We start from the raw sequence: 20,607 nt of genomic DNA, 5'->3' as shown, positions 1-20,607 counted from the left end.
GTCGAGTGAGGATGACGCATTGATGGCTTGTCCGTGGGAAACGCCAGACATCTTCCGCGAATGTTCTCAAACACGCTGATCGGCAAGGACGATCCCCCCAGGATACGTTCCGATCCACGAAGTCCAAACGTCACACCCAAAGAAACTTCGAAGCTTCCAGCGTCAAAGCAACATCGTCCTGCAACGGTGCCACATGACGCGATCGCGGATCGGTTCGGGGGGCGAACATCGATCTGCCCTCTGCTGGCGCCTGCGGCATCCGGCATGAAAATCGCTTGCCGCACGTCAGAAGGGTGGTGCATTTTTTCCAGCACGAGGGTTTCGTCTCGGTCTTGTAGGGGCCATCGAAAATTTGCCATGCTCCTGCGAGGCTGTGATCCTGCCACTTTCCATGGGCAAGGCGCCAAGGAAGTCTCCAACCGAGCCTCCATACGAAAAGAGGGGCTCGGCCAAATCAGCAGGACAGCGCGCAGACATTGGATCTCCACCATAGCAACCGACTCTGAGTCGGATGATGGTCACCGGCTACGTCCCAACCACCAAGGCCCCGCCGGTCAGGCCCGCGCCAGCTGCCGCCAACAGCAATTTCTCGCCCGGCCGAATTGGTTTTGCGCGATGCGCGATCGACAGCGACAGGGGGATGGTTGCCGCCGACGAGTTGCCATGGTCGGCGATGGTCTTGACTATGCGTTCGTCCTCGATGCCGAGCGACTTGCCGACAGCATTCAAGATGCGGGCATTCGCCTGGTGCGGCACAAAACGGGCGACGTCTGAACTGGCCAGGCCGGCCGCTGCCAGCGCCTCCAGGGAACAGCGGCTCATCATCTCGACCGCCTTGGCGAAGACTTCGCGGCCATTCGTGATCGTCATACGCGTTTCGGCAATGTCGATTTCATCGGAGAACGGACGGTTGCTGCCGCCGGCAGGGATGCGGATCAGGTCGTAGGCGGAACCGTCCGCGGCAAAAGATGAGCCGAGGATGCCGAGGCCGGGATCGATTGCCGGGTCAAGCACCACGGCGCCCGCGGCATCGGCGAACAGCACGGCGCTCGCCCGCTCGGCCGGATTGATCCGGCGGCTCAAGATGTTGGCGGCGATGACGATCGCCGGCTTGTTGTTAAGGCGCACAAATCCGTCGGCGAAGGTCATGGCGTAGACGAAGCCCGCGCAGGCGCCCGCCAGGTCGACCCCGCCGGCCTTTTCGAGGCCAAGCTTGTGCGCCACCAGCGGCGCGCTCGGCGGCAGCAGGTGGTCAGGCGTCGACGTGGCGAGCAGGAGCAGGCCGATCTCCTTGCGGTCGATGCCGGCCGCCTCAAGCGCCATTTCGCCTGCTTTGGCCGCCAGCCCGGAAAGCGTGTCGGAAGGTTCCGCCCAGAAGCGCGAGCGGATGCCGGTGCGCTCCTCGATCCAGCCTGGTTCCAGCCCGAGGCTTACCTCAATCTCGGCATTGCCGACCTTTCGAGCCGGGACGTGATGGCCAAGGCCTATGATGCGCGCCGTGCGGTTCATCTCTTGTCGCTCACAAATGCGGCCGCCTCGTCTATTGTCGCATAGAGACGGTCGAGTTCGTCCGATGTCACACAGTAGGGCGGCAGCACGTAGATGACGTTGCCGAGGGGGCGGACCAGCAATTCGCGCTCGAGGAAGAAGGCGCGCAGCCTCGGGCCGACCTCGGCCAGATAACCGGCCTTGCCGACGCTGAGGTCGAGCGCGGCGATGGTGCCGGTCGTGCGCACATTCTCGAAACGCGCGTCCCCCTTGAATCGCGCAATCTTCCGCGCCTGCATCCGCGACAGGGCAGCCACGCGTTCAGCCACTGGCTCATCGTGCCAGATGCCGACATTGGCGAGTGCTGCCGCGCAAGCGATCGGGTTCGCCGTGTATGAGCTCGAATGGAAGAAGGTTTTGGTCCGGTCGTTGGAATAGTGCGCGCGGAAGATCGCGTCGGTGGCAAGCGTCGCCGCAAGCGGCAACGAGCCGCCCGTCAGACCCTTGGAGGTGCACAATATGTCGGGCGCAATTCCTGCCTGTTCGGAGGCGAACATCGTGCCGGTGCGGCCCCAGCCGGTCATGACCTCGTCGGCGATGAACAGCGTTTCGGAGCGCTCGGCCATGCGTTTGAGTTCGGCGAGAACTGAAGCCGGATACATCCGCATGCCGCCGGCGCCAAGCACCAGCGGCTCGACAATCAACGCGGCAGCCTTGCGGTGGCGCGTGAGCCGTTCGAAGGCATCGAGCGTTTGCTGCTCCCGGCCCGCGGCGGGGAAGGGGATGGCGTCGACCTCGAACAGCAGGGGCTCGTAAGCGGCATTGAAGACGCCACGTGCGCCGATACTCATCGTGCCGAACGTGTCGCCGTGGTAGCTATCCTCCATGACGACGATGCGGGCGCGCGGGAAGCCATTGTTGCGGTGAAAGCCCAGCGCCATTTTCAGCGCCACCTCGACACTTGTCGAGCCGCTGTCGGAATAGAAGACCCAGTCCAGGCCCGGCGGCGTCATGTCGACCAGCGCTGAGGCCAGTCGCTCGGCCGGCTCGTGGCTGAAGCCGGCAAAGATCACCTGATCGAGTGTTTCGGTTGCGTTGCCGATCGCCTCCACGATCTTCGGATGGCGGTGACCGTGAGTGACGACCCACCAGGAGGAGATCGCATCGAGTATGCGCTTGCCCTCGCGGGTCTCGACATAGGCGCCGTCGGTGCGCACGATCGTCGGCGGCACCGGCTCGGTGGCATGCTGTGTAAAGGGGTGCCAGACAGCGGAGCGGCTCATTGTGGGATCTCCATGAAGTCGGCGGCGCTGAACGCGGCGCGCATGGCCGCGCAAAGCGCCTCGGGCGTCAGCGGGTCCAGACGCGGCAAGCGGCCAAGCACGCGCACCTTGCCCATCTCGGCGATCGTCCTTTGCGTGTCGGCCATTTCCTCGCCGATGAAGGCGATGCCGAGCAGCGGTATGGAGCGGGTGCGCAGGGCCTCGAGCGAAAGCAGGGTGTGGTTGATGGTGCCGAGCGCCGTGCGGGCGCAAAGGACGACTGGCAACTGCCATTTCTGAAAAACATCGATGAACCTGGTCTGCCGATTGAGCGGCACCATCAGCCCGCCGGCGCCTTCGATGATGAGCGGGCCCGGCAACTCCGGAAGCGAGAGCTTTGCTGCTTCGATCGCAACGCCATCGAGTTCGGCCGACCGATGCGGCGACAGAGGCCTCTTCAGACGGTAGCCTTCCGGCAGGACGCGCCCTGAAGGCAGGTCCGAAAGCCGGGCAACGACCTCGCTATCAGTCTCCTCGTCGAGACCCGATTGAACCGGTTTCCAATAGAAGCCGTCGAGCAGGCCGGCCAGACCGGCCGCAAAAACGGTCTTGCCGATGCCGGTGTCGGTGCCGGTTACGACGACTTGCACGGTCATCGCGCGCGCTCCCATTCCTCGGCAAGCGCATCGAACAGCGCCGAAACATCGTCTTCACGGACATTCAGCGTCAGCGACACCCGCAGCCTCGCCGTCCCCTCGGGCACGGTTGGCGGGCGGATGCCGCGCACGTCGAAACCGCGCGCCTGCAAAGCCTGCGCCAGCGCCATGGCGCGGGCATTGTCGCCGACGAGGATCGGCAGGATCTGCGAACCGCTCGCGGGCAGGCCCAGCTTCCCGGCCCTCTTGCCTGCAAGCGCAACCAGCCTCGCCAGCCGCTCACGGCGCTCTGGCTCGTCGGCAATGATATCGAGCGCCGTTGCCGCCGCCACGGCCATCAGCGGCGAGGGCGCGGTGGCGTAGATGAAGGGACGGCAGCGGTTGACGAGATAGTCGCACAGCACGCGTGGCGCGGTGACCAGCGCGCCTGAGGCGCCCAACGCCTTGCCGCAGGTGTGCAGCACCACGACATTTTCGCGGCCTTCGAGGTCGTGCGCGAGCCCGCGCCCGTCCGGGCCTTGGACGCCGGTGGCGTGCGCCTCGTCGACGAACAGGAAGGCATCGTGGCGGTCCGCGACGGCGATCAGTTCACCAAGCGGCGCCCGGTCGCCGTCCATGCTATAGAGGCTCTCGACGACGATCCAGGCGTGACCGGCGCCACCTTTGGCGCGCCATGCCCGGATTGCGTCGTCCACGGCGGCCGCATCGTTGTGCGCGGCTTCCGTCATTTCGGCGCGGGCGGCTCGCGCTCCCTCATGCGCGCTGGCATGGGCGAGCCTGTCCAGCACGATCAGGTCGCCCTTCTGCGGTAACGTCGTGAGCACCGCGAAATTGGCGACATAGCCGCCGCCGAAGAAGAGCGCGCGCTCGGCGCCGAAGAACTCGGCCGCCTTGGCTTCGAGCGCCTCGTGTTCGGGCGCGTTGCCGCGCAATAGCCGCGAGCCGGTCGCCCCGACGGGCGTGCCCGCGGCGAGTGCCGCCGTGACTGCCTCCGCTATACGCTTCGAGCGGGCGAGGCCGAGATAGTCGTTGGAGGCGAAATCAAGCCCCGAACGGCTGCTCAGGGTCCGCAACCGGTTTTTACGGGCCAGCCCGCGCAGGCCCGCCTCGTAACGCTCGAGCAAGGCCCTGCCGTTCACTGGGCTTCGTGCGCAAAAGGCTTGATGCCCAGCCGGCGGAACAAAGCGCTGTCCTTGTCCTCAGCCGGATTTTCGGCGGTCAGCAAGGTATCGCCGACGAAGACGGAGTTGGCGCCCGCGAAGAAGCACAGCGCCTGCATCTCGTCGCTCATCGCCGTGCGGCCGGCCGAGAGCCGTACATGTGATTTCGGCATCATGATGCGGGCAAGCGCGATCGTGCGCACGAATTCGATCGGTTCGATGGGCTCGGCCTCGCCGAGCGGCGTGCCCTCGATCGGGATCAGCATGTTGATCGGCACACTGTCGGGCGGCTCGGGCAGGTTGGCCAGCGTCAGCAGCATGTCGATCCGGTCGGCCTTCTCCTCGCCCATGCCGACGATACCGCCGCAGCAGACCTTGATGCCGCTGTCACGGACATTAGCAAGTGTGTCCAGCCTGTCGGCAAAAGTCCGGGTCGAGATGACCTCGCTGTAGTAGCGCTCGGAGGTGTCGATGTTGTGGTTGTAGTAGTCGAGGCCGGCTTGCTTGAGCAGCTGCGCTTGGGGCACGTCGAGCATGCCGAGCGTCATGCAGGTCTCCATGCCGAGCGCATTCACACCCTCGACCATGGCGACCACCGTCTCCATGTCGCGCTCCTTGGGGCTGCGCCAGGCGGCCCCCATGCAGTAACGCGTGGCGCCAGCGTCGCGCGCCTTCCTGGCTTCGGCGACGACGCGTTCAACCTCCATCAGTTTCGACGCCTTGAGCCCGGACTGATGATGCGCGGACTGGCTGCAATAGCCGCAATCTTCTGGGCAACCGCCGGTCTTGATCGAGAGCAGGCGCGACAGCTGCACCCGGTTGGGATCGAAATTCTCGCGATGGACCGTTTGGGCCCGGAAGAGCAGGTCGTTGAAGGGTAGGTCGTGGACCGTCTGGGCTTCCTCTCGCGTCCAGGGCGGAAGCGCCCAACCGATTGGATCCGAGGTCATGTCCGGGGTGAGTTCGGGCTTGATATCCACCTTGTCCTCCAAAATCATCTCTCCTTGACCGGGAGCCTTGCAGGGTTGCTGATCGACAAGCCTGTGCAGCGAGAAGTGCCCCATATGGAGGCGCGATTACCGGTTTCATTCAAAACAAAAGGCCCTGGCTGCTGCCGGCAATGGCTCAACTCACGTATCGTCAGCGCGGGCCACTGCATCCATTGTTTCGCCTCGAGCGCAGGAACGCTCCCTTCTGATTGCGTCGCAGGATTCGGTGAAGGCGACGTCCAGCAGATGACCGAGCAATTCCAGCCCGTGAGAGGCGGCCATCTGGCGCAGCTCGTCGAGCCGGCAGACGATAACGCCAAGTGCTTCGCCGCGGGCTTTCGTTAGTTCATTGTCCGTCATCTCTCCCCCTCGCCAATCTGGATCGTATCGCCTGGCAGCCCGCAACCTTGCTTTGGGAGGCACCTGGAGGAGTGGTGCTGGCGCGCTTGCCACTCGCCCATTCCCGCCAAGAGCGGATCATATCCGCCCCATCAGTTCAGACGCCTGCCGCAGTTGGCACCCACTGGCACATCCATTCCGATATCGAGGATCGGCGCGCTGTGGGTCAGCCAGCCAACCGAGATAAGGTCGACGCCAGTCGTCGCTATTGCCGCGGCGCTCGCCAGCGTTACCCGACCGGAGGCTTCCGTGATCGCTCGGCCCCCGACCAGCGCGACAGCCTGAGCAAGCTCCTCGACCGACATGTTGTCGAGAAGCACGGCGTCGACGCCCACTTGCAGCGCCATCTCAAGCTGTTCCAGCGTGTCGACCTCGACCTCGATCTTGACCATGTGGCCTATGGCGCCACGCGCCCGCTCGATTGCGGTACGAATGTCGCCCGCAATGGCGATGTGGTTGTCCTTGATAAGCACGGCGTCGTCGAGCCCAAAGCGGTGATTGGCGCCGCCTCCGGCACGTACGGCATATTTTTCCAGGACACGCAGGCCGGGCGTCGTCTTTCGTGTGCACACGATCTTCGTGTTATGCCCGCGAACCGCATCGACAAGCGCGGCGGTAGCCGTCGCAATGCCGCTCAGCCTGGAGAGGAAATTGAGCGCCGTCCGCTCGGCCGCCAGCAGGCTGCGCGCCGGTCCGCTGACATTCGCGATGGTTTCCCCGGACGACACTTTGCCGCCCTCCGGACACCGCAACTGTATGCTGATGCCAGGATCGACGAGCAGGAAAGCAAACATGACCAGATCAAGCCCGGCGACGACGCCAGCCTGCCTGGCGTTCAGTGCAAACGTCGCTTTGCAGTCGGCGGGGATGATTGCATCGCTCGTGATGTCGCCGGCTCTGCCCAAGTCCTCCAGCAGTGCGCTGCGCACGATGGGTTCCATGATGATCTGGGGAAGCGGTGCAAGTGAAGTCATATCAAAAGCTCCGTTCGGATGCTTGCCAGCTGAGCGCGACGGCATTCTCAAAGGCTGTGCAGAGCGTCAGTCGCGAGGGGAGGGCGGCAGCATCGCGCCCGGGGAAATCGGACCGGTAATGCGAGCCGCGGCTCTCCTGGCGTCGAAGCGCCGCAATCGCGATCAACATCGCCACCAGTGCCGGGTCGGCCGCCGCCGTCTCGCCAACGGCGATCGGCAGCAGAGCCGCCACGGCGTGGCGCAGCCCCTTGCCGTTACGGACGATGCCAAGCGCATTCGAGACGGGTTGGCGCATAGGTGAAGGGTCCGGTCGTACTGAAACGATTGCGGGAAGCCTAGGCCACTGCCAGCCGGCGCAAGTGCCACCGACGCTTGCCGCTACCCACGCGGCGGTCGCAACGGCTTCGGTCAGAGAGTTGCTGGCCAGCCGGTTGGCGCCGTGCAGGCCGGTACATGCAACCTCGCCGCACGCCCACAGGCCGCTAACGGAACTGCGGCCCTCGGCATCCACGGCCACTCCCCCCATGTGGTAATGGGCCCCGGGACGCACAGGGATCGGCTCGACGGCCGGATCGATGCCGGCCTGCCGGCAAGCCGCGTCGATTGTTGGAAAGCGTTTTGCGAATTTCGGGCCAAGGCATTGCCGGGCATCGAGATAGACACGATGTCCCGCGGTGAGCTGACAGGAGATGGCCCGCGCGACCACGTCACGCGAGGCGAGCTCGGCGCCGGGCGTATCGGCAAGGAAGCGCTGACCGTGTTCGTCGACGAGCACTGCACCTTCGCCGCGCACGGCTTCGCTCACAAGCGGCATTGGCCGGCGTGGGCTGTCGAGGGCGGTCGGATGGAACTGCACGAATTCAAGATCGGCAAGCTCCGCGCCGGCGCAGGCGGCCAGCGCCAGACCATGCCCGAATGAGGCCAGTGGGTTCGTTGTATCGTTGAATAGGCCGCCGATGCCGCCGGTCGCAAGCACCACACGCCGCGTAGGCAATGCGAACGCGCCGCCGGGCAGGATAGCCAACAGGCCCACAATGCTGCCTTCTGCAACGATCAGGCGAAGGGCCGTCATCCCTTCCAGGATTGTGATCGAACGGGTTCGCCGCGCTACGGCGAGCAGCGCCCGGAATAACTCGCGACCGGTGGCGTCGCCCGCGGCGTGGGCGATGCGGCGGCGCGAATGCGCCGCTTCCAGGCCGAGCCGCAACTTCCCATCCGTCGAGCGGTCGAAAGCAACGCCAAGACGAATGAGGTTCTCGATCGCTCGAGGTGCAGCCTCAATCACCCGCCTGGCCATTAGTTCGTCGCAATATCCGTCGCCGGCAGCGAGCGTATCGGCGAGGTGGAGTTCCGGGGCGTCGTCCTCGCCGAGGCTGGCTGCGAGGCCGCCTTGGGCGAGGGTGCTCGAAGCTTCGGTCCCGAGCGGGGCTCTGGAGAGAAGAACGACCGGCTGTGGTGCCATATGAATCGCCGTCATGAGCCCGGCGAGGCCAGCGCCGATAATGATCGGTGCCCCGCCAATGTCATGGGTATCCGGTGTCATACGAAAAGCATGCGCTCGACGGCCCGACGGGCTCGCTCGGCAACATGGGGATCAATCATGACGATGTGACGGTTTTCTTCGAGTGCGCTCCGGATGTTGGCGAGCGTGATGCGCTTCATGTGCGGGCACAGGTTGCAGGGGCGTACGAACTCGATTTCGGGATGTTCGACGGCAATGTTGTCACTCATCGAGCACTCCGTCATCAGCATCACACGCGCTGGCTTGTGCTGGCCGACGTAGTCCGACATCGCCGCCGTCGAGCCAGCGAAGTCTGCCTCCGCAACGACCTCCGGTGGACATTCAGGGTGAGCAAGCACCGTCACGCCTGGATAGGCCTCGCGCAGTTCCTGAATGTCGGACGCCGTGAAGCGCTCATGCACCTCGCAACGTCCCGTCCAGGCGATGATCTCGACTTTTGTCTGCGCCGCGATGTTTCTCGCCAGATATTCGTCGGGCAGCATGATCACGCGAGGCGCGCCGAGCGACTTCACCACTGCCAGCGCGTTCCCCGAAGTGCAGCAAATGTCGGACTCAGCCTTCACGGCGGCCGACGTATTGACATAGGTGACGACCGGAACCCCGGGATAACGCTCTCGCATCAACCGCACGTCCTGTGCCGTGATCGAGTCGGCCAGCGAGCATCCGGCGCCGAGATCTGGAATGAGCACTGTCTTGTCGGGATTGAGCAGCTTGGCCGTCTCGGCCATGAAATGCACGCCTGCGAGCACGATGACTTGCGCCTCGACCGTCATTGCCTTGCGAGCGAGCGCCAGGCTGTCGCCGACAATGTCGGCAACGCAATGGAAGATCTCCGGCGTCTGGTAATTGTGCGCCAGGATGACCGCGTTGCGCTCACGCTTCAGCGCCAGGATGGCGTCGATGTCGTCGCTGAAGGCCGGCCATTCGATCAACGGAATCACGCGGCTGACGCGATCGTACAGGGAGGCGGCCGCAGGTAACGCCCGGGTCATCGGCGCCTCCGATTATAGTCAATCTGGTTATAAGGGGGATATATCTACGTCGACTATAAGGATGTCAACCCCGCGTCTGCGGCAATTTTGTCCCAGCTATGACCGTCTCGTCGAGAACGGCATGACGGAAGCGGTAAAGCTTCGCCGGCCTCCCGCCGGTTTCGGTGGTGGTCTCGCCGGTTTCCTCGACCAGTTCCTGCTGCTCGATCAGGCGGCGGAAATTCGGCTTGTTAACGAGCCTGCCGGCGAGCGCCTCCACGGTTCGCTGCAGCTGTAGAAGCGTGAAACCTTGCGCCATCAGCTCGAACACGACGGGCCTGTACTTGATTTTGGAGCGCAGCCGCGCAATGCCGGTCGCAAGGATCCTGCGATGATCGGCGACCATCGATCTGCCCGGCACTGGGGTGAGGGCGCCCTCATACCCTCCGCGAGCCGCCTCTTCAACCAGCTCCGACTCATAGAGCAGCTCATAGCGTTGGAGCACCAGCTCCTCGTTCCAGCCCCGATCGTCGAAGCCGAAGGCGACTGCTGCCCGCCGGCGGCGCTCGCGACGCGCCTCGCCCTCTGGCGCGCCTTGCGCCCATTCGATCAGGCGTGGGCGCAGAACATCCAGCACCACCGGCGGCGTGCCGGAGCGATGGTCCTCCCAGGGGAAGTAATCGTACCAGCTCCCCCAGCACGGCTTGGCCGAGGCGATGGCATATTCTTTCCGGATGAGAGCTAGATAGCTGATCGAAATCACACGCTGCTGGTCTTCGGCGCCGATTCTGTCGCGGTCGGCGAAAGTGTAGAGCTGCTCGATGTAACCCAGCGGCTGACCGGTTTGCTGTTCGACCCATGCCCGAAGGCCCGATTGCAGCGAGCGGTGATCGAACTCGAACGGGCCCGACGGAAGTGCATTGGCCTGCCCGATGGTGAGAACGCAAGGGTCCCCTTCAGTGACAGCGACCACGACAGCGATCAGATCCGCCTTGATCTCGCTGGCCTTGCGTCCGGCGCGGCCTTTTCTGGTATCTTTCGCCTTGTCGTTCATGTTCCCGGATTTTGTTGGTACGGCTACAGTATCGCAATCTCAATCGATTTAATGAACTCTTATCTGTCCGCGCGTCAACATTACGGCGCGTGGATTTTAGGCTTGCGCCAAACGCGACACCCGCGAGGGCTACCGCAGAGGAAGGAAGATCGAGGTGGCCGGTGACACGAAAGCGATCCGATCGCCCGTCAACGAACGCGTCGGCATGGTACTCGACGGCCAAACCGTCGAACCTGGGGGCGGAACAAGGGCAGTGCGAAATCGTATGGGCCTTGTCAACCAGAGGCAGCTACCGCCGATCTGATAACGATTCCGCCATCTGGGCTTCGGCGCATCTGTCGTCCGATCGCTGCGCGCAAGACGTCAGGCAATTGCCGTGCCGGCACTCGTGACCACAGTGTCCGAACAATTCAAAGACGGTGAGCGACGTGTCCCCAACATAGTCTTGCCGCTGAAAGCGAATACGGCCGCGGCAGGACCATTGCGATGCTCGCCGGCATTGTGATCTATGGCCCGACATTCCGCCGTCGTTTACGTGTTGTGATCTGGGCGCGCTGTGGCGGGGTGGGCGTTTGGGTTTGGTTCCCGATCCGCTTCGTGGGATTTTGCAAAACGCAAGCGCCGAAGAAGTTTCGCGCCGCCCCTGAAGCGCCCAAGTCGGCTCCCGCGACTCAAGAAGCCCTCGCACGTAGGATGCGACGGCTTGGCCTCGTTTTTTCTTTCAGTTGGTCAGGTCGGTCTCCAGCTTCTCGAAAACAAACAGCTTGCTTTTGCGCACGCTGTCTTCAAGCGGCCTCGCATTCGCCAGATGGGCCGCAATCGCGCTGGCCAGCATGCAACCCGTCCCGCGCACCGATACTGCAAGGCGCGGCGCATCGAAGCGAATGGGTTCTTGACCGGAGCGCAGCAGGATATCCGTCGATCGAAGTCCCTTTGCATGGCCGCCCTTGATCAGAATGGCCTGCGCGCCGGCGGCCAAGAGCTCCTGGCCTTGCCAGACCGCTTCATCCTCATCGACCGCTTGCTCCGCGCCGATAAGGAGCGCCAGCTCGATGAGATTGGGTGTGACCAGCCAGCAAAGGGGCACCAGATCGCGCTTCATGGCAGCGATGGCGCCTGCTTCCAGGAGTGCCCGGCCCGACGTGGAGGCGAGCACCGGATCGAGTATTGCCGGCACCTGCGGATTTTCACGGAGCACGGCGGCTACGGCAGCGATGATGCCGGCGGTCGCGAGCATGCCGATCTTGATGGCCGCCACCATGTTGGCCTGAAGTGCCGCCCGCATCTGATCGCGCACCAGTGCCGGGCGCAGATGTTGGACGTCCATGACGGCTTCGTGCGTCTGCACTGTTATCGCGGTGACAGCAAGACAGGTGCGTACGCCAATGGAAGCGATCGTCTCGATATCGCGCGCGATTCCTGCGCCGCCGCTAGAATCGGATCCACCGACGACAAGCACATGCGGCTCTTGTCTCAGCGCCATCGGTTTGTCTTCTCGATCCATTCTCGCGTGCGCCCTTCGGGATCGGCATTCAGCGTGATGTCGGTGACCACCGCGGCGCTGTCCGCGCCGGCCTCGAAAACGTCGTCGAGCCGGTCAGGGTTGAGGCCACCAATGGCGACCAACGGGATCGGCGCGACCCGGCGCCTCCACGCGCCGATCCGCTCAAGCCCTTGCGGCGCCCATTTCATCTTCTTCAGGATGGTGGGATAGATGGGGCCAAGCGCGATGTAGTCGGGCTTGGCTGCCTTGGCCGTCTCCAGTTCGGCATCATCATGCGTGCTCAGTCCAAGTCTCACCCCAGCTGCCCGTATTTGCGAGACGTCGGCCGCCTGCAGATCTTCCTGACCGAGATGCACGAAGTCGCAGCCTTCTTCGATTGCCAGGCGCCAGTGGTCGTTGACGATGAGCTGGCATCGCTGCGCGGCGCACACGGCCTTTGCCCTGCGGATCTCGGTGCGCAACCCGGCCTCATCCAAGGTCTTGATGCGCAACTGCACCAGCTTGACGCCGAGCGGCACCAGCCGTTCGATCCAGGCAGCACTGTCAACGATCAGGTAGAAGGGATCGAGCTTCATGAGAAAACCGCCCTGCCGAATGTCGGCGTCGATGGCACGGCGACCTCGCGCGGTTCCAGCATTCCCGAACTGAAGGCTTCTCGGCCGGCATCGACCGCCTTGCCGAAAGCGCGCGCCATGCCGACCGGATCGGCCGCCTTGGCGACGGCCGTGTTCAGGAGCACGGCGTCAAAGCCGAGCTCCATGACGGTTGCCGCGTGCGACGGCCGGCCGAGGCCCGCATCCACGATCAGCGGGACGCCTGGGAAATGTCCACGCATCGAACGCAGCGCCGGGAGGTTGACCGGTCCGAGGGCGGAACCGATCGGCGCGCACCATGGCATCAGGACATTGCAGCCCGCCGCCAGCAGCCGCTCGGCAACGACAAGGTCGTCGGTTGTATAGGGGAACACCGTAAAGCCGTCGTCGCACAGGATGCGGGCTGCTTCGACCAGGCCGAACACGTCCGGTTGCAGCGTGTCGTGGTTGCCGATCACTTCGAGCTTGATCCAGTTGGTGCCGAACACCTCCCGCGCCATGTTCGCGGTCTTGACCGCTTCCTTGACGGAGTGGCACCCGGCAGTGTTGGGCAGGATTCTCGTGCCGAGCGCACGGATTAGCGACCAGAATTTTTCGCCGGCCCTGCCGCCCGCCATCTCGCGGCGCAAGGACACGGTCACCACCGAAGTGCCCGACGCCTTGACCGCATCGGCAAGGACGGCCGGCGAAGGATATTGAGCCGTGCCGAGCAGCAGGCGCGAGGAAAGCGTCGTTCCGAGAAGCTCGAACATGGCTAGCCCCCTTGCATAGGCGAGAGGATTTCGATCCGGTCGCCGTCGCTCAACTGAAACTCCGCCCGCCTGGCTTTGTGCACGAGGTCGCTGTTGACGGCTGTGGCTAGCCAATCGCCTTCATAGTCGAGCGCGGCAAGCAGCGCCGCCAGCGTTGTGACGGCGGTCTCAAGCGCTTCGCCGTTGACGGTCAGTTTCATCAGGCAAGCTCCATGGGTTCGTGAGAGAAGACGAGTTCGGCCGCCTGCCGCGCCATGGCCGGCGCGAGGAGAAAGCCATGGCGATAAAGCCCGTTGATCGCGACGCTATTTCCGCGCGCTTCGACACGCGGCAGGTTGTCGGAAAAGGCCGGGCGAACACCAACGCCGGTCTCAACGATGCCGGCCTCGCCGAAGGCCGGATGGAGCGCGCAGGCCGCGCCCAGAAGCTCCATCATCGAACGGACCGTGACCGGTTCCCCGGATTGGCTCTCGATCATGGTCGCGCCGATCATGAAACAATGGCCGGCGCGCGGTACGGCGTAGAGCGGAAAGCGCGGATGAAGCAGCCGCACGGGGCGCGACAGCGCGATATCAGGCGTGTGCAGGATCATCATCTCGCCGCGCACGCCGCGCAGCCTTTCATCGTCCGCCGCCATTCCCGAGCAATCGATCTCGTGCTCAAACCCGGACAGCTGCCGCGCGTCCGTGGCGAAGCTGATGTCGACCCCCGTCGCGACAAGCTTGTCGTGAAGCGCCGTCATCGCCTGGCGCGGGTCGATATGCGCTTCCCCGGGGAAGAACAGCCCACGCCAGAAACGGTCGGCGAGGTCGGGTTCGAGCCGCGCGATTTCTCCTTCATCGACCCAACGATGGCCCGAGGTGCGGCAGGCGAACCGTTCGAGCTCGCCCGCATCGCGCGACGCAGCCACGACCAGCGTTCCGGCCCGTGTCACCTGGCCGGGAGTTGCCACATCCCACCAATCGGCGGCGTGGCGTCCGAGATCCAACACCGGCTGCTCCGCGCTTTCACGCTCGCACCACGGCGCCAGCATACCGCCGGCGAACCACGACGCATTGCCGCCAAGGCAAGGCCCAATCTCGGCAACGGTGACCGTCGCGCCGCGTGTTGCGAGCTCGAAGGCGGCCGTGAGGCCGGCGACGCCGGCCCCTTTGACCAGCACCCTCATGACGGCCCTGGTCCTTTAGGCGCACTGTCGCTCACCGGCATGTAGAGATTGCCGCCATCGCGATATTTTTCCGCCATCGCCGCCATTCCTTCCTTCTGCGCTTCGGCACGGATGTCGTGGGAGATGCGCATGGAGCAGAATTTCGGCCCGCACATGGAGCAGAAATGCGCCAGTTTGTGCGCCTCCTTCGGCAAGGTCTCGTCATGGAACGAGCGCGCCGTTTCGGGGTCGAGCGACAGGTTGAACTGATCTTCCCAACGGAACTCGAAGCGCGCGCGAGAAAGCGCATCATCCCTGACTTTCGCCGCCGGATGGCCCTTGGCGAGGTCAGCCGCGTGCGCGGCTATCTTGTAGGTGATCACGCCGGTCTTGACGTCGTTGCGGTCCGGCAGCCCAAGATGCTCCTTGGGCGTCACGTAACAGAGCATCGCGGTGCCGAACCAGCCGATCATGGCCGCACCGATGCCTGATGTGATGTGGTCGTAGCCCGGCGCTATGTCCGTCGTCAGCGGCCCGAGCGTATAGAAGGGCGCTTCGCCGCAGATTGCGAGCTGCTTGTCCATGTTCTGCTTGATCTTGTGCATGGGGACGTGGCCAGGCCCTTCGATCATCACCTGGCAGTCCTTGGCCCATGCGATCTTCGTCAGTTCGCCCAGCGTTTCCAGTTCGGCGAATTGCGCGGCGTCGTTGGCGTCGGCGATCGAGCCCGGACGAAGTCCGTCGCCGAGCGAGAACGAGACGTCATAGGCGCGGCAGATGTCGCAGATCTCCTCGAAATGCTCGTAGAGGAAGCTCTCCTTGTGATGGTGCAGGCACCACTTCGCCATGATCGAGCCGCCTCGGCTGACGATGCCTGTAACCCGCTCCACCGTGAGCGGGATGTAATGCAGTCTGACGCCGGCATGGATGGTGAAATAGTCCACGCCCTGTTCGGCCTGTTCGATCAGCGTGTCGCGATAGACCTCCCAACTCAGGTCCTCGGCGATGCCGCCCACCTTCTCGAGCGCCTGGTAAAGCGGCACGGTGCCGATCGGCACCGGCGAGTTCCGCACGATCCATTCGCGGATGTTGTGGATGTTGCGGCCGGTCGACAGGTCCATCACCGTGTCGGCGCCCCAGCGGATCGCCCAGACCATCTTTTCGACCTCTTCGGCCATTGAGGAGGTGACGGCGGAATTGCCGATATTGGCGTTGATCTTGACCAGGAAGTTGCGGCCGATGATCATCGGCTCGCTCTCCGGGTGATTGATGTTGGCGGGAATGATCGCCCGTCCGCGCGCCACCTCGTCGCGCACGAATTCCGGCGTGACGAAATCGGGAAGCTCCGCGCCGAAGGCTTCGCCGTCGCGGTGCAGCTTGCCGTGCAGGATCTCGCGGCCGAGGTTCTCGCGGATGGCGACGAACTCCATTTCGGGAGTGATGATGCCGGCGCGGGCATAGGCAAGCTGGGTCACCGCCTTGCCGGCCTTGCCCTTGAACGGGCGGTTGCGAACGGGGAATTCCGGCGTCAGACGCTCGCCTGCCGCGAAGCCGTTGTCTTCCGGCCTGACATGGCGGCCGTCATAAGCTTCGACATCGCCTCGCGCTGCGATCCATTCGTGCCGAAGCCGCGCCAGGCCCTTCTCGATGCTCGTTTCGACCGTCTGATCGGTATATGGGCCAGATGGATCGTAGACCGTCACGGGCGGTTCGCCCGCCGTCGGATGGACGGAGATTTCGCGCATCGGCACCCTGATCTGCGGGTGGATGGCGCCGGATTTGTGGATCTTTCGTGAGGCAGGTAGCGGTCCGGTCGAAACCGCTGGGGTCAAGGCATTCATTTGAGGCTCCTTTGCTCATTGCATTGGAGACCCAGTTCTGTGCCGGAAGGATGAAAAACGCTTTGGGCGACCTGCTCGAGACAGGTCTTCGGGCATAGATTCCCGCAAAGCGCTTGCACCGTCCCTACGCCAGTATGAACTGGATCAGGTTCAACGGGTCACTGCGCCGCGAAAGCCAGCAGTATCTCAGCCCCTTGTCGGGACTCCCCTGGTGAATGCGCCGAATTGAACGGGCCGGCGCCGCTTTGTCAAGCGCCTTCGGACACGCTGGAGTCGGCGGGTTGATCAAACGCGGATGGAGAGCTCGTGGATCGGGGCCCACGCGCGGGAGACCAGGGCAGGAATGGCCAAAGCCTTCTGCGGACTCGTCAAGAATCGAGAAAGGTGTATTGGCCCTGTGCGTCGAGATCGACGAATAGCTGAGGCGCCCGGTCCGATGATCTGCCAGAGCATCGAACCAGGATCGGCGTAAAAGGCGCCGCCAAACGTGTCGGCGGTCGTCTGCGCTATCCACCCATTCCCTCAGGCGCGGGCGGGGAGATCGCGCGAAAGCGAAATTGAAAAACAGACCACCCTCGCGGCCATGCTGTTTGCCACCGCATATACGCCGCCGATCACCTGCTCGGCAGCGCGTCACCGAGCGGATCCATTGGCAGCACACTGTTCAAACCGCCGGAAGCGGGGTTCCGTTTATCTGCCCGGCGGGCCGGCTTGTTCCCCCGTCGGAACAGTGGCCTTGAGGGACGCTGGCAAGATTGAAGCGAAGTGTCCGTCGTTTCCCTTTTGGACGGCTGGCTATGTCGAGAGCTGTACGCCAAAGCGCAGTGAGCTCCCAGGCAGATGGCGTTAGTGGCGACACACTCGGGCAAGTGGGGGGGCTGATACCTGACCGCTATCCGAGCCTCAATCATCATACCGCCAGCGTTGATGTTTGCACCCTCGTCACAACTTGAGCGAGGAAAGCGCGAACAAAATAGTGCCCTGAACCAATTGCTTCAGATGCCGCCCATGCAGAGGTATTTCATCTCAAGATAGTCCTCGAGCCCATGGCGGGAACCCTCGCGCCCTATGCCGGACTGCTTCACGCCGCCAAAGGGCGCGGCTTCGGAGGACATGCGCCCGGTGTTGATACCCACCATCCCATATTCCAGGGCCTCGGCCACGCGCCAGACACGCTTCAGGTTGGAGGCATAAAAGTAGGCGGCGAGGCCGTAGATCGTGTCATTGGCCTCGTGTACGACCTGATCGGCGTCGTCGAAGTTGATGATTGCAGCCAACGGTCCGAACGTTTCTTCTTGCGCGACTGTCATCTCGCTGGAAATACCGGTGAGGACCGTTGGTTGAAAAAACGTGCCCCTCGTGCCGATACGATTGCCGCCGCACCGAACAATACCGCCTTTTTCGACGGCGTCGGCGATATGGGATTCGATCTTGGCCAGAGCATGCTGATCAATCAGTGGCCCGATGGCAACCGCGGGATCGAAACCGTCACCAACCTGAAGTTGGCGAACCCGCTTCACGAATTTGTCGACGAATTCATCGTGAACGCCCGATTGGACATAAAGGCGATTTGCGGAAACACAGGTCTGGCCGGCATTGCGGAATTTCGCCTGGATCGCACCGTCGACCGCGGCATCGACATCGGCATCGGCATCGTCGAAGACGATGAAAGGCGCGTTCCCTCCTAGCTCGAGGCTGACCTTCTTGATCTGGTCCGAGCATTGGCGCATCAGCAGCCGCCCGACCTCGGTCGAACCGGTGAAGCTGATCTTGCGGACCTTAGGGTTGCCGCAGAGTTCACGGCCAACCGCGTCACCTTCGGATGCGTAGACCAGATTGACGACGCCGTCAGGAAAGCCAGCCTGATGGGCGAGGGCGAACATTGCGCCCGCCACGAGCGGTGTCTGTTCGGCCGGCTTGAGCACGATCGTGCAGCCGGCGGCCAGAGCCGGCGAGATCTTGCGCGCCACCATGGAAGCAGGGAAATTCCAGGGGGTGATCGTGCCGACGACGCCGATCGGCTGCTTGATCACAAGCATGCGGCGGTCGGTCGACGGGGCGGAGATCGTCTCGCCATAGATGCGATTGGCCTCTTCGGCATACCATTGCAGATATGCAGCCGCATGCGATATCTCAGACTTGGCTTCAGCCAGTGGCTTGCCCATCTCGGCGGTCAGAATCGCGCCGAGGTCGTCGGTGTGGTCGACGATCAGTTGATGCCAGCGCCAGAGGATGTCGCTGCGCTCTCGAGCGGTCAGCGCCGCCCATCCAGGCTGCGCCATGTACGCTTTGTCAATCGCAGCACGTGTTTCCTCGACTCCCATGTCGGGAAGCTCTGCCAGCACTTCGCCGGTCGATGGGTTGAGGACAACAAATGTGCGCTCACCAACTGACGTGCCAAGGGCCGGGAGACGGTCAAGGTCGCCAAACAGGTCAGGAGATTTGAGATGGGGGATCAAAGGCGGGAGCAGCGGCAATGTCGGTTCCTTCAAGGTTTTCGGCCTGTCCGGCCGGGTGGGGATCTACTGCGCACGTGTGACTTTTGCATAGGACCACTCACGAAAAGTCGTGCGTCGCTGGAACCCGTGGACCCTGCCGTGGGGAAGGCCGGCGGTCGGCTTTTCGCCTCACGAACCGTTCGCCAGCGGCTTGGTTCCACAGCCATTCGCCCAGGAGATCATTCGTCGTATGGCTCTTGCCCTGCTCGCGCCGTCCGTTTCGGGTATCGCATCGGAGCCGTAGAGCGCTTCGTAAAGTGAGCCCAATGGGCGTTGGCCCCGTCGAGCGAGATGCGGCGTGTAATTGGACCGCGAGCCGAGGTACCGCCACAACGGCGATCTTCGGATCTACCCGTCGCATGTGGGGCGCGACATTAGAGCCGCTTCGGCATCCAGGCTATGCATTGTTCGAGGCGTGCCAGTCGAGCCTTCTGCGAACGAAGCTCGTGACCAACGTTTTGCAACTTGGATTTGCCTTTGGACGCGGCCGCATTGATCAGTTCGCATTCAAGCCAAGCTATTCGATCTCGCATGTGCTGGGCCTCAGCCTGCCGTATATCTCTAATCCAACCTGGACCACGCATATTCCACGCTCACTATCTGCGCAGGCTGGGTAGCATCCGAAACTAACGCCGGCAGATTCGAAAAACTCGAATTTTAACCGTCGCTAAAATTAGCCGCTCCGCCGGCACCTGGCTCGCTGCCCAACCTTGAACCGCGACAGTGGCGCTTCCTTGCCCTTCGCGTCCGAAATAATCTTAATGGACTTCGTAAGAGCTTGTTCAGCGCCAGTATCTAAAGGAACCGCATGACACCGCGTCGCAGGCGTATTCTGGGCAAGTCAATAGTCGTGACGATAATTGCAGTCGTCGCAACCTTCGGTTTGTCTTTTACGGCTCGGCTTGCGCTGCAGATGCCGATCGACTGGCTGAGCTGGGTGGAATGCACCTTCATTCCCATCCTCATCGGGATGCCGGTCAGTGCCTACATCTTCACCCAGGCGGAAACGATCCAGGAAACATGTGACAAGTTGGAGAAGTCTCATGCAGCCCTGAAAGAGACGCATAGCAGGCTCACCTTCGTCACGAGTCATGACCCGATGACAGGACTCCTTAGTCGCGGTGAATTCATCGCAAGGATGGATAGAAGCCGCGATGAAGGGGAATGCGATACCCTTCTCCTCATCGATCCTGATCACTTCTCTTCAATCAACGACAAGCACGGACATGCCAAGGGTGACGAAGCTCTGATTCGGATTGCGAAGGCGCTCGTCTATATAACGCGCCCAGGAGACGGGATCGGTCGCCTTGGCGGGGGAGAGTTTGGGGTCTTGCTACGCCACATCCGCAAAGAGCAGGCAAGTACCATTGCGGAGAAGATCCGCCGTCATATCGAGCGGATTCCTGGGGTGAAAGGGCAACAGGACGGCGTGAAGGTGACCGTCAGCATCGGGGGTGCGGAAATCCCTCATGGTGCAGACACTCAGGATGTCCTCCGCACTGCCGCACGATGCCTTTTTGAAGCGAAACAACGTGGGCGGAACCGCGTTTCGTTCGATTATGAAGCAGCCAAGTTGCGAGTCGTGATACCGTAACCGGCCCCCTGGGAGAGAGGCCGATGGAAAAACTCGCCGCGGCCGGTGCCGATGGTCTTTTTGGTGGAGCGGTGGCCGTCGGTGCGACATTCGCTACGTCGGCCCGGACAGCGCTAGGCCTGACTCGGCAATTCTTCCGAGCGGTGAGACCGCCCGGGCTTCAGATCGCGGGAGCGTTCTGGGCCATGCGCGGAGCGGGAGCG

The 20,607-nt window shown here is 63.1% G+C and carries 17 protein-coding genes, 2 pseudogenes and 1 riboswitch; of the genes and pseudogenes, 2 read left to right on the top strand and 17 right to left on the bottom strand.

The window, feature by feature from the left end; genetic code table 11:
• Positions 1–525: 525 nt before the first annotated feature.
• Genes bioZ through bioB form a run of 5 tightly spaced genes read right to left on the bottom strand, consistent with a single transcriptional unit; the run spans position 526 to position 5,516 of the window.
• Positions 526–1,509, bottom strand: a complete 984-nt coding sequence (gene bioZ / locus CKW40_RS36535) for a 3-oxopimeloyl-[acyl-carrier-protein] synthase BioZ (protein WP_095204539.1) — start codon at positions 1,507–1,509, stop codon at positions 526–528.
• Positions 1,506–2,771 carry an adenosylmethionine--8-amino-7-oxononanoate transaminase gene (locus CKW40_RS36530; protein ID WP_095204538.1) on the bottom strand — a complete coding sequence of 422 codons (1,266 nt, stop codon included), beginning with the start codon at positions 2,769–2,771 and terminating at the stop codon, positions 1,506–1,508. The genes bioZ and CKW40_RS36530 overlap by 4 nt, the downstream gene beginning before the upstream one ends.
• On the bottom strand, positions 2,768–3,406 hold the full coding sequence (gene bioD, locus CKW40_RS36525) for a dethiobiotin synthase (protein WP_095204545.1): 639 nt from the start codon (positions 3,404–3,406) through the stop codon (positions 2,768–2,770). Before bioD ends, CKW40_RS36530 begins: the two co-directional genes overlap by 4 nt.
• Positions 3,403–4,545, bottom strand: a complete 1,143-nt coding sequence (locus CKW40_RS36520; RefSeq protein ID WP_095204537.1) for an 8-amino-7-oxononanoate synthase — start codon at positions 4,543–4,545, stop codon at positions 3,403–3,405. The genes bioD and CKW40_RS36520 overlap by 4 nt, the downstream gene beginning before the upstream one ends.
• The gene (bioB, locus tag CKW40_RS36515; protein ID WP_095204544.1) at positions 4,542–5,516 is read right to left on the bottom strand and encodes a biotin synthase BioB; all 975 of its coding nucleotides are present in this window, start codon (positions 5,514–5,516) and stop codon (positions 4,542–4,544) included. Before bioB ends, CKW40_RS36520 begins: the two co-directional genes overlap by 4 nt.
• A gap of 75 nt (positions 5,517–5,591) precedes the next feature.
• On the opposite strand from bioB, the gene CKW40_RS43315 reads away from it, so the two are divergent.
• Complete coding sequence (locus CKW40_RS43315; protein WP_143748444.1) at positions 5,592–5,900, top strand: hypothetical protein; 309 nt, start codon at positions 5,592–5,594, stop codon at positions 5,898–5,900.
• A gap of 146 nt (positions 5,901–6,046) precedes the next feature.
• Here CKW40_RS43315 and nadC read toward each other — a convergent pair whose 3' ends face one another.
• From nadC to CKW40_RS36450, 12 genes and pseudogenes are all read right to left on the bottom strand, one after another.
• Positions 6,047–6,928: a carboxylating nicotinate-nucleotide diphosphorylase gene (gene nadC, locus CKW40_RS36505; protein ID WP_095204535.1), complete on the bottom strand. Its 882-nt coding sequence runs from the start codon at positions 6,926–6,928 to the stop codon at positions 6,047–6,049.
• A gap of 1 nt (position 6,929) precedes the next feature.
• Positions 6,930–8,471, bottom strand: a complete 1,542-nt coding sequence (locus tag CKW40_RS36500; RefSeq protein WP_095204534.1) for an L-aspartate oxidase — start codon at positions 8,469–8,471, stop codon at positions 6,930–6,932.
• Positions 8,468–9,442 carry a quinolinate synthase NadA gene (gene nadA, locus CKW40_RS36495; RefSeq protein WP_095204533.1) on the bottom strand — a complete coding sequence of 325 codons (975 nt, stop codon included), beginning with the start codon at positions 9,440–9,442 and terminating at the stop codon, positions 8,468–8,470. The genes CKW40_RS36500 and nadA overlap by 4 nt, the downstream gene beginning before the upstream one ends.
• 64 nt (positions 9,443–9,506) lie before the next feature.
• Complete coding sequence (locus tag CKW40_RS36490) at positions 9,507–10,475, bottom strand: NUDIX hydrolase (protein WP_095204532.1); 969 nt, start codon at positions 10,473–10,475, stop codon at positions 9,507–9,509.
• 275 nt (positions 10,476–10,750) lie between these two features.
• Positions 10,751–10,882 (bottom strand): annotated as a pseudogene (locus CKW40_RS44905) (IS1595 family transposase); the annotation flags it as partial.
• Between the two features lie 314 nt (positions 10,883–11,196).
• Positions 11,197–11,958: a bifunctional hydroxymethylpyrimidine kinase/phosphomethylpyrimidine kinase gene (thiD, locus tag CKW40_RS36480; protein WP_095204531.1), complete on the bottom strand. Its 762-nt coding sequence runs from the start codon at positions 11,956–11,958 to the stop codon at positions 11,197–11,199.
• The gene (locus CKW40_RS36475; protein ID WP_095204530.1) at positions 11,949–12,554 is read right to left on the bottom strand and encodes a thiamine phosphate synthase; all 606 of its coding nucleotides are present in this window, start codon (positions 12,552–12,554) and stop codon (positions 11,949–11,951) included. The genes thiD and CKW40_RS36475 overlap by 10 nt, the downstream gene beginning before the upstream one ends.
• Entirely contained in the window at positions 12,551–13,324 is a 774-nt protein-coding gene (locus CKW40_RS36470; protein WP_095204529.1) for a thiazole synthase, read from the bottom strand. Before CKW40_RS36470 ends, CKW40_RS36475 begins: the two co-directional genes overlap by 4 nt.
• A gap of 2 nt (positions 13,325–13,326) precedes the next feature.
• Positions 13,327–13,524, bottom strand: coding sequence for a sulfur carrier protein ThiS (thiS, locus tag CKW40_RS36465; protein ID WP_095204528.1), 198 nt, complete (start codon positions 13,522–13,524; stop codon positions 13,327–13,329).
• Positions 13,493–14,492, bottom strand: a pseudogene (gene thiO, locus CKW40_RS36460) (glycine oxidase ThiO). The gene thiS and the pseudogene thiO overlap by 32 nt, the downstream one beginning before the upstream one ends.
• Positions 14,489–16,312: a phosphomethylpyrimidine synthase ThiC gene (gene thiC / locus CKW40_RS36455; protein ID WP_095204526.1), complete on the bottom strand. Its 1,824-nt coding sequence runs from the start codon at positions 16,310–16,312 to the stop codon at positions 14,489–14,491. The pseudogene thiO and the gene thiC overlap by 4 nt, the downstream one beginning before the upstream one ends.
• Positions 16,313–16,415: 103 nt before the next feature.
• Positions 16,416–16,532: riboswitch (TPP riboswitch) on the bottom strand.
• Between the two features lie 775 nt (positions 16,533–17,307).
• Entirely contained in the window at positions 17,308–18,789 is a 1,482-nt protein-coding gene (locus CKW40_RS36450) for an NAD-dependent succinate-semialdehyde dehydrogenase (RefSeq protein ID WP_095204543.1), read from the bottom strand.
• Between the two features lie 829 nt (positions 18,790–19,618).
• On the opposite strand from CKW40_RS36450, the gene CKW40_RS36440 reads away from it, so the two are divergent.
• Complete coding sequence (locus CKW40_RS36440) at positions 19,619–20,404, top strand: GGDEF domain-containing protein (RefSeq protein WP_095204524.1); 786 nt, start codon at positions 19,619–19,621, stop codon at positions 20,402–20,404.
• Positions 20,405–20,607 lie beyond the last annotated feature (203 nt).

Origin of the sequence: Mesorhizobium carmichaelinearum (assembly GCF_900199455.1) — a bacterium.
Taxonomy (GTDB): domain Bacteria; phylum Pseudomonadota; class Alphaproteobacteria; order Rhizobiales; family Rhizobiaceae; genus Mesorhizobium; species Mesorhizobium carmichaelinearum.
The sequence above is the reverse complement of the archived record's forward strand: the minus strand, read 5'-3'. Positions and strand labels throughout refer to the sequence as shown.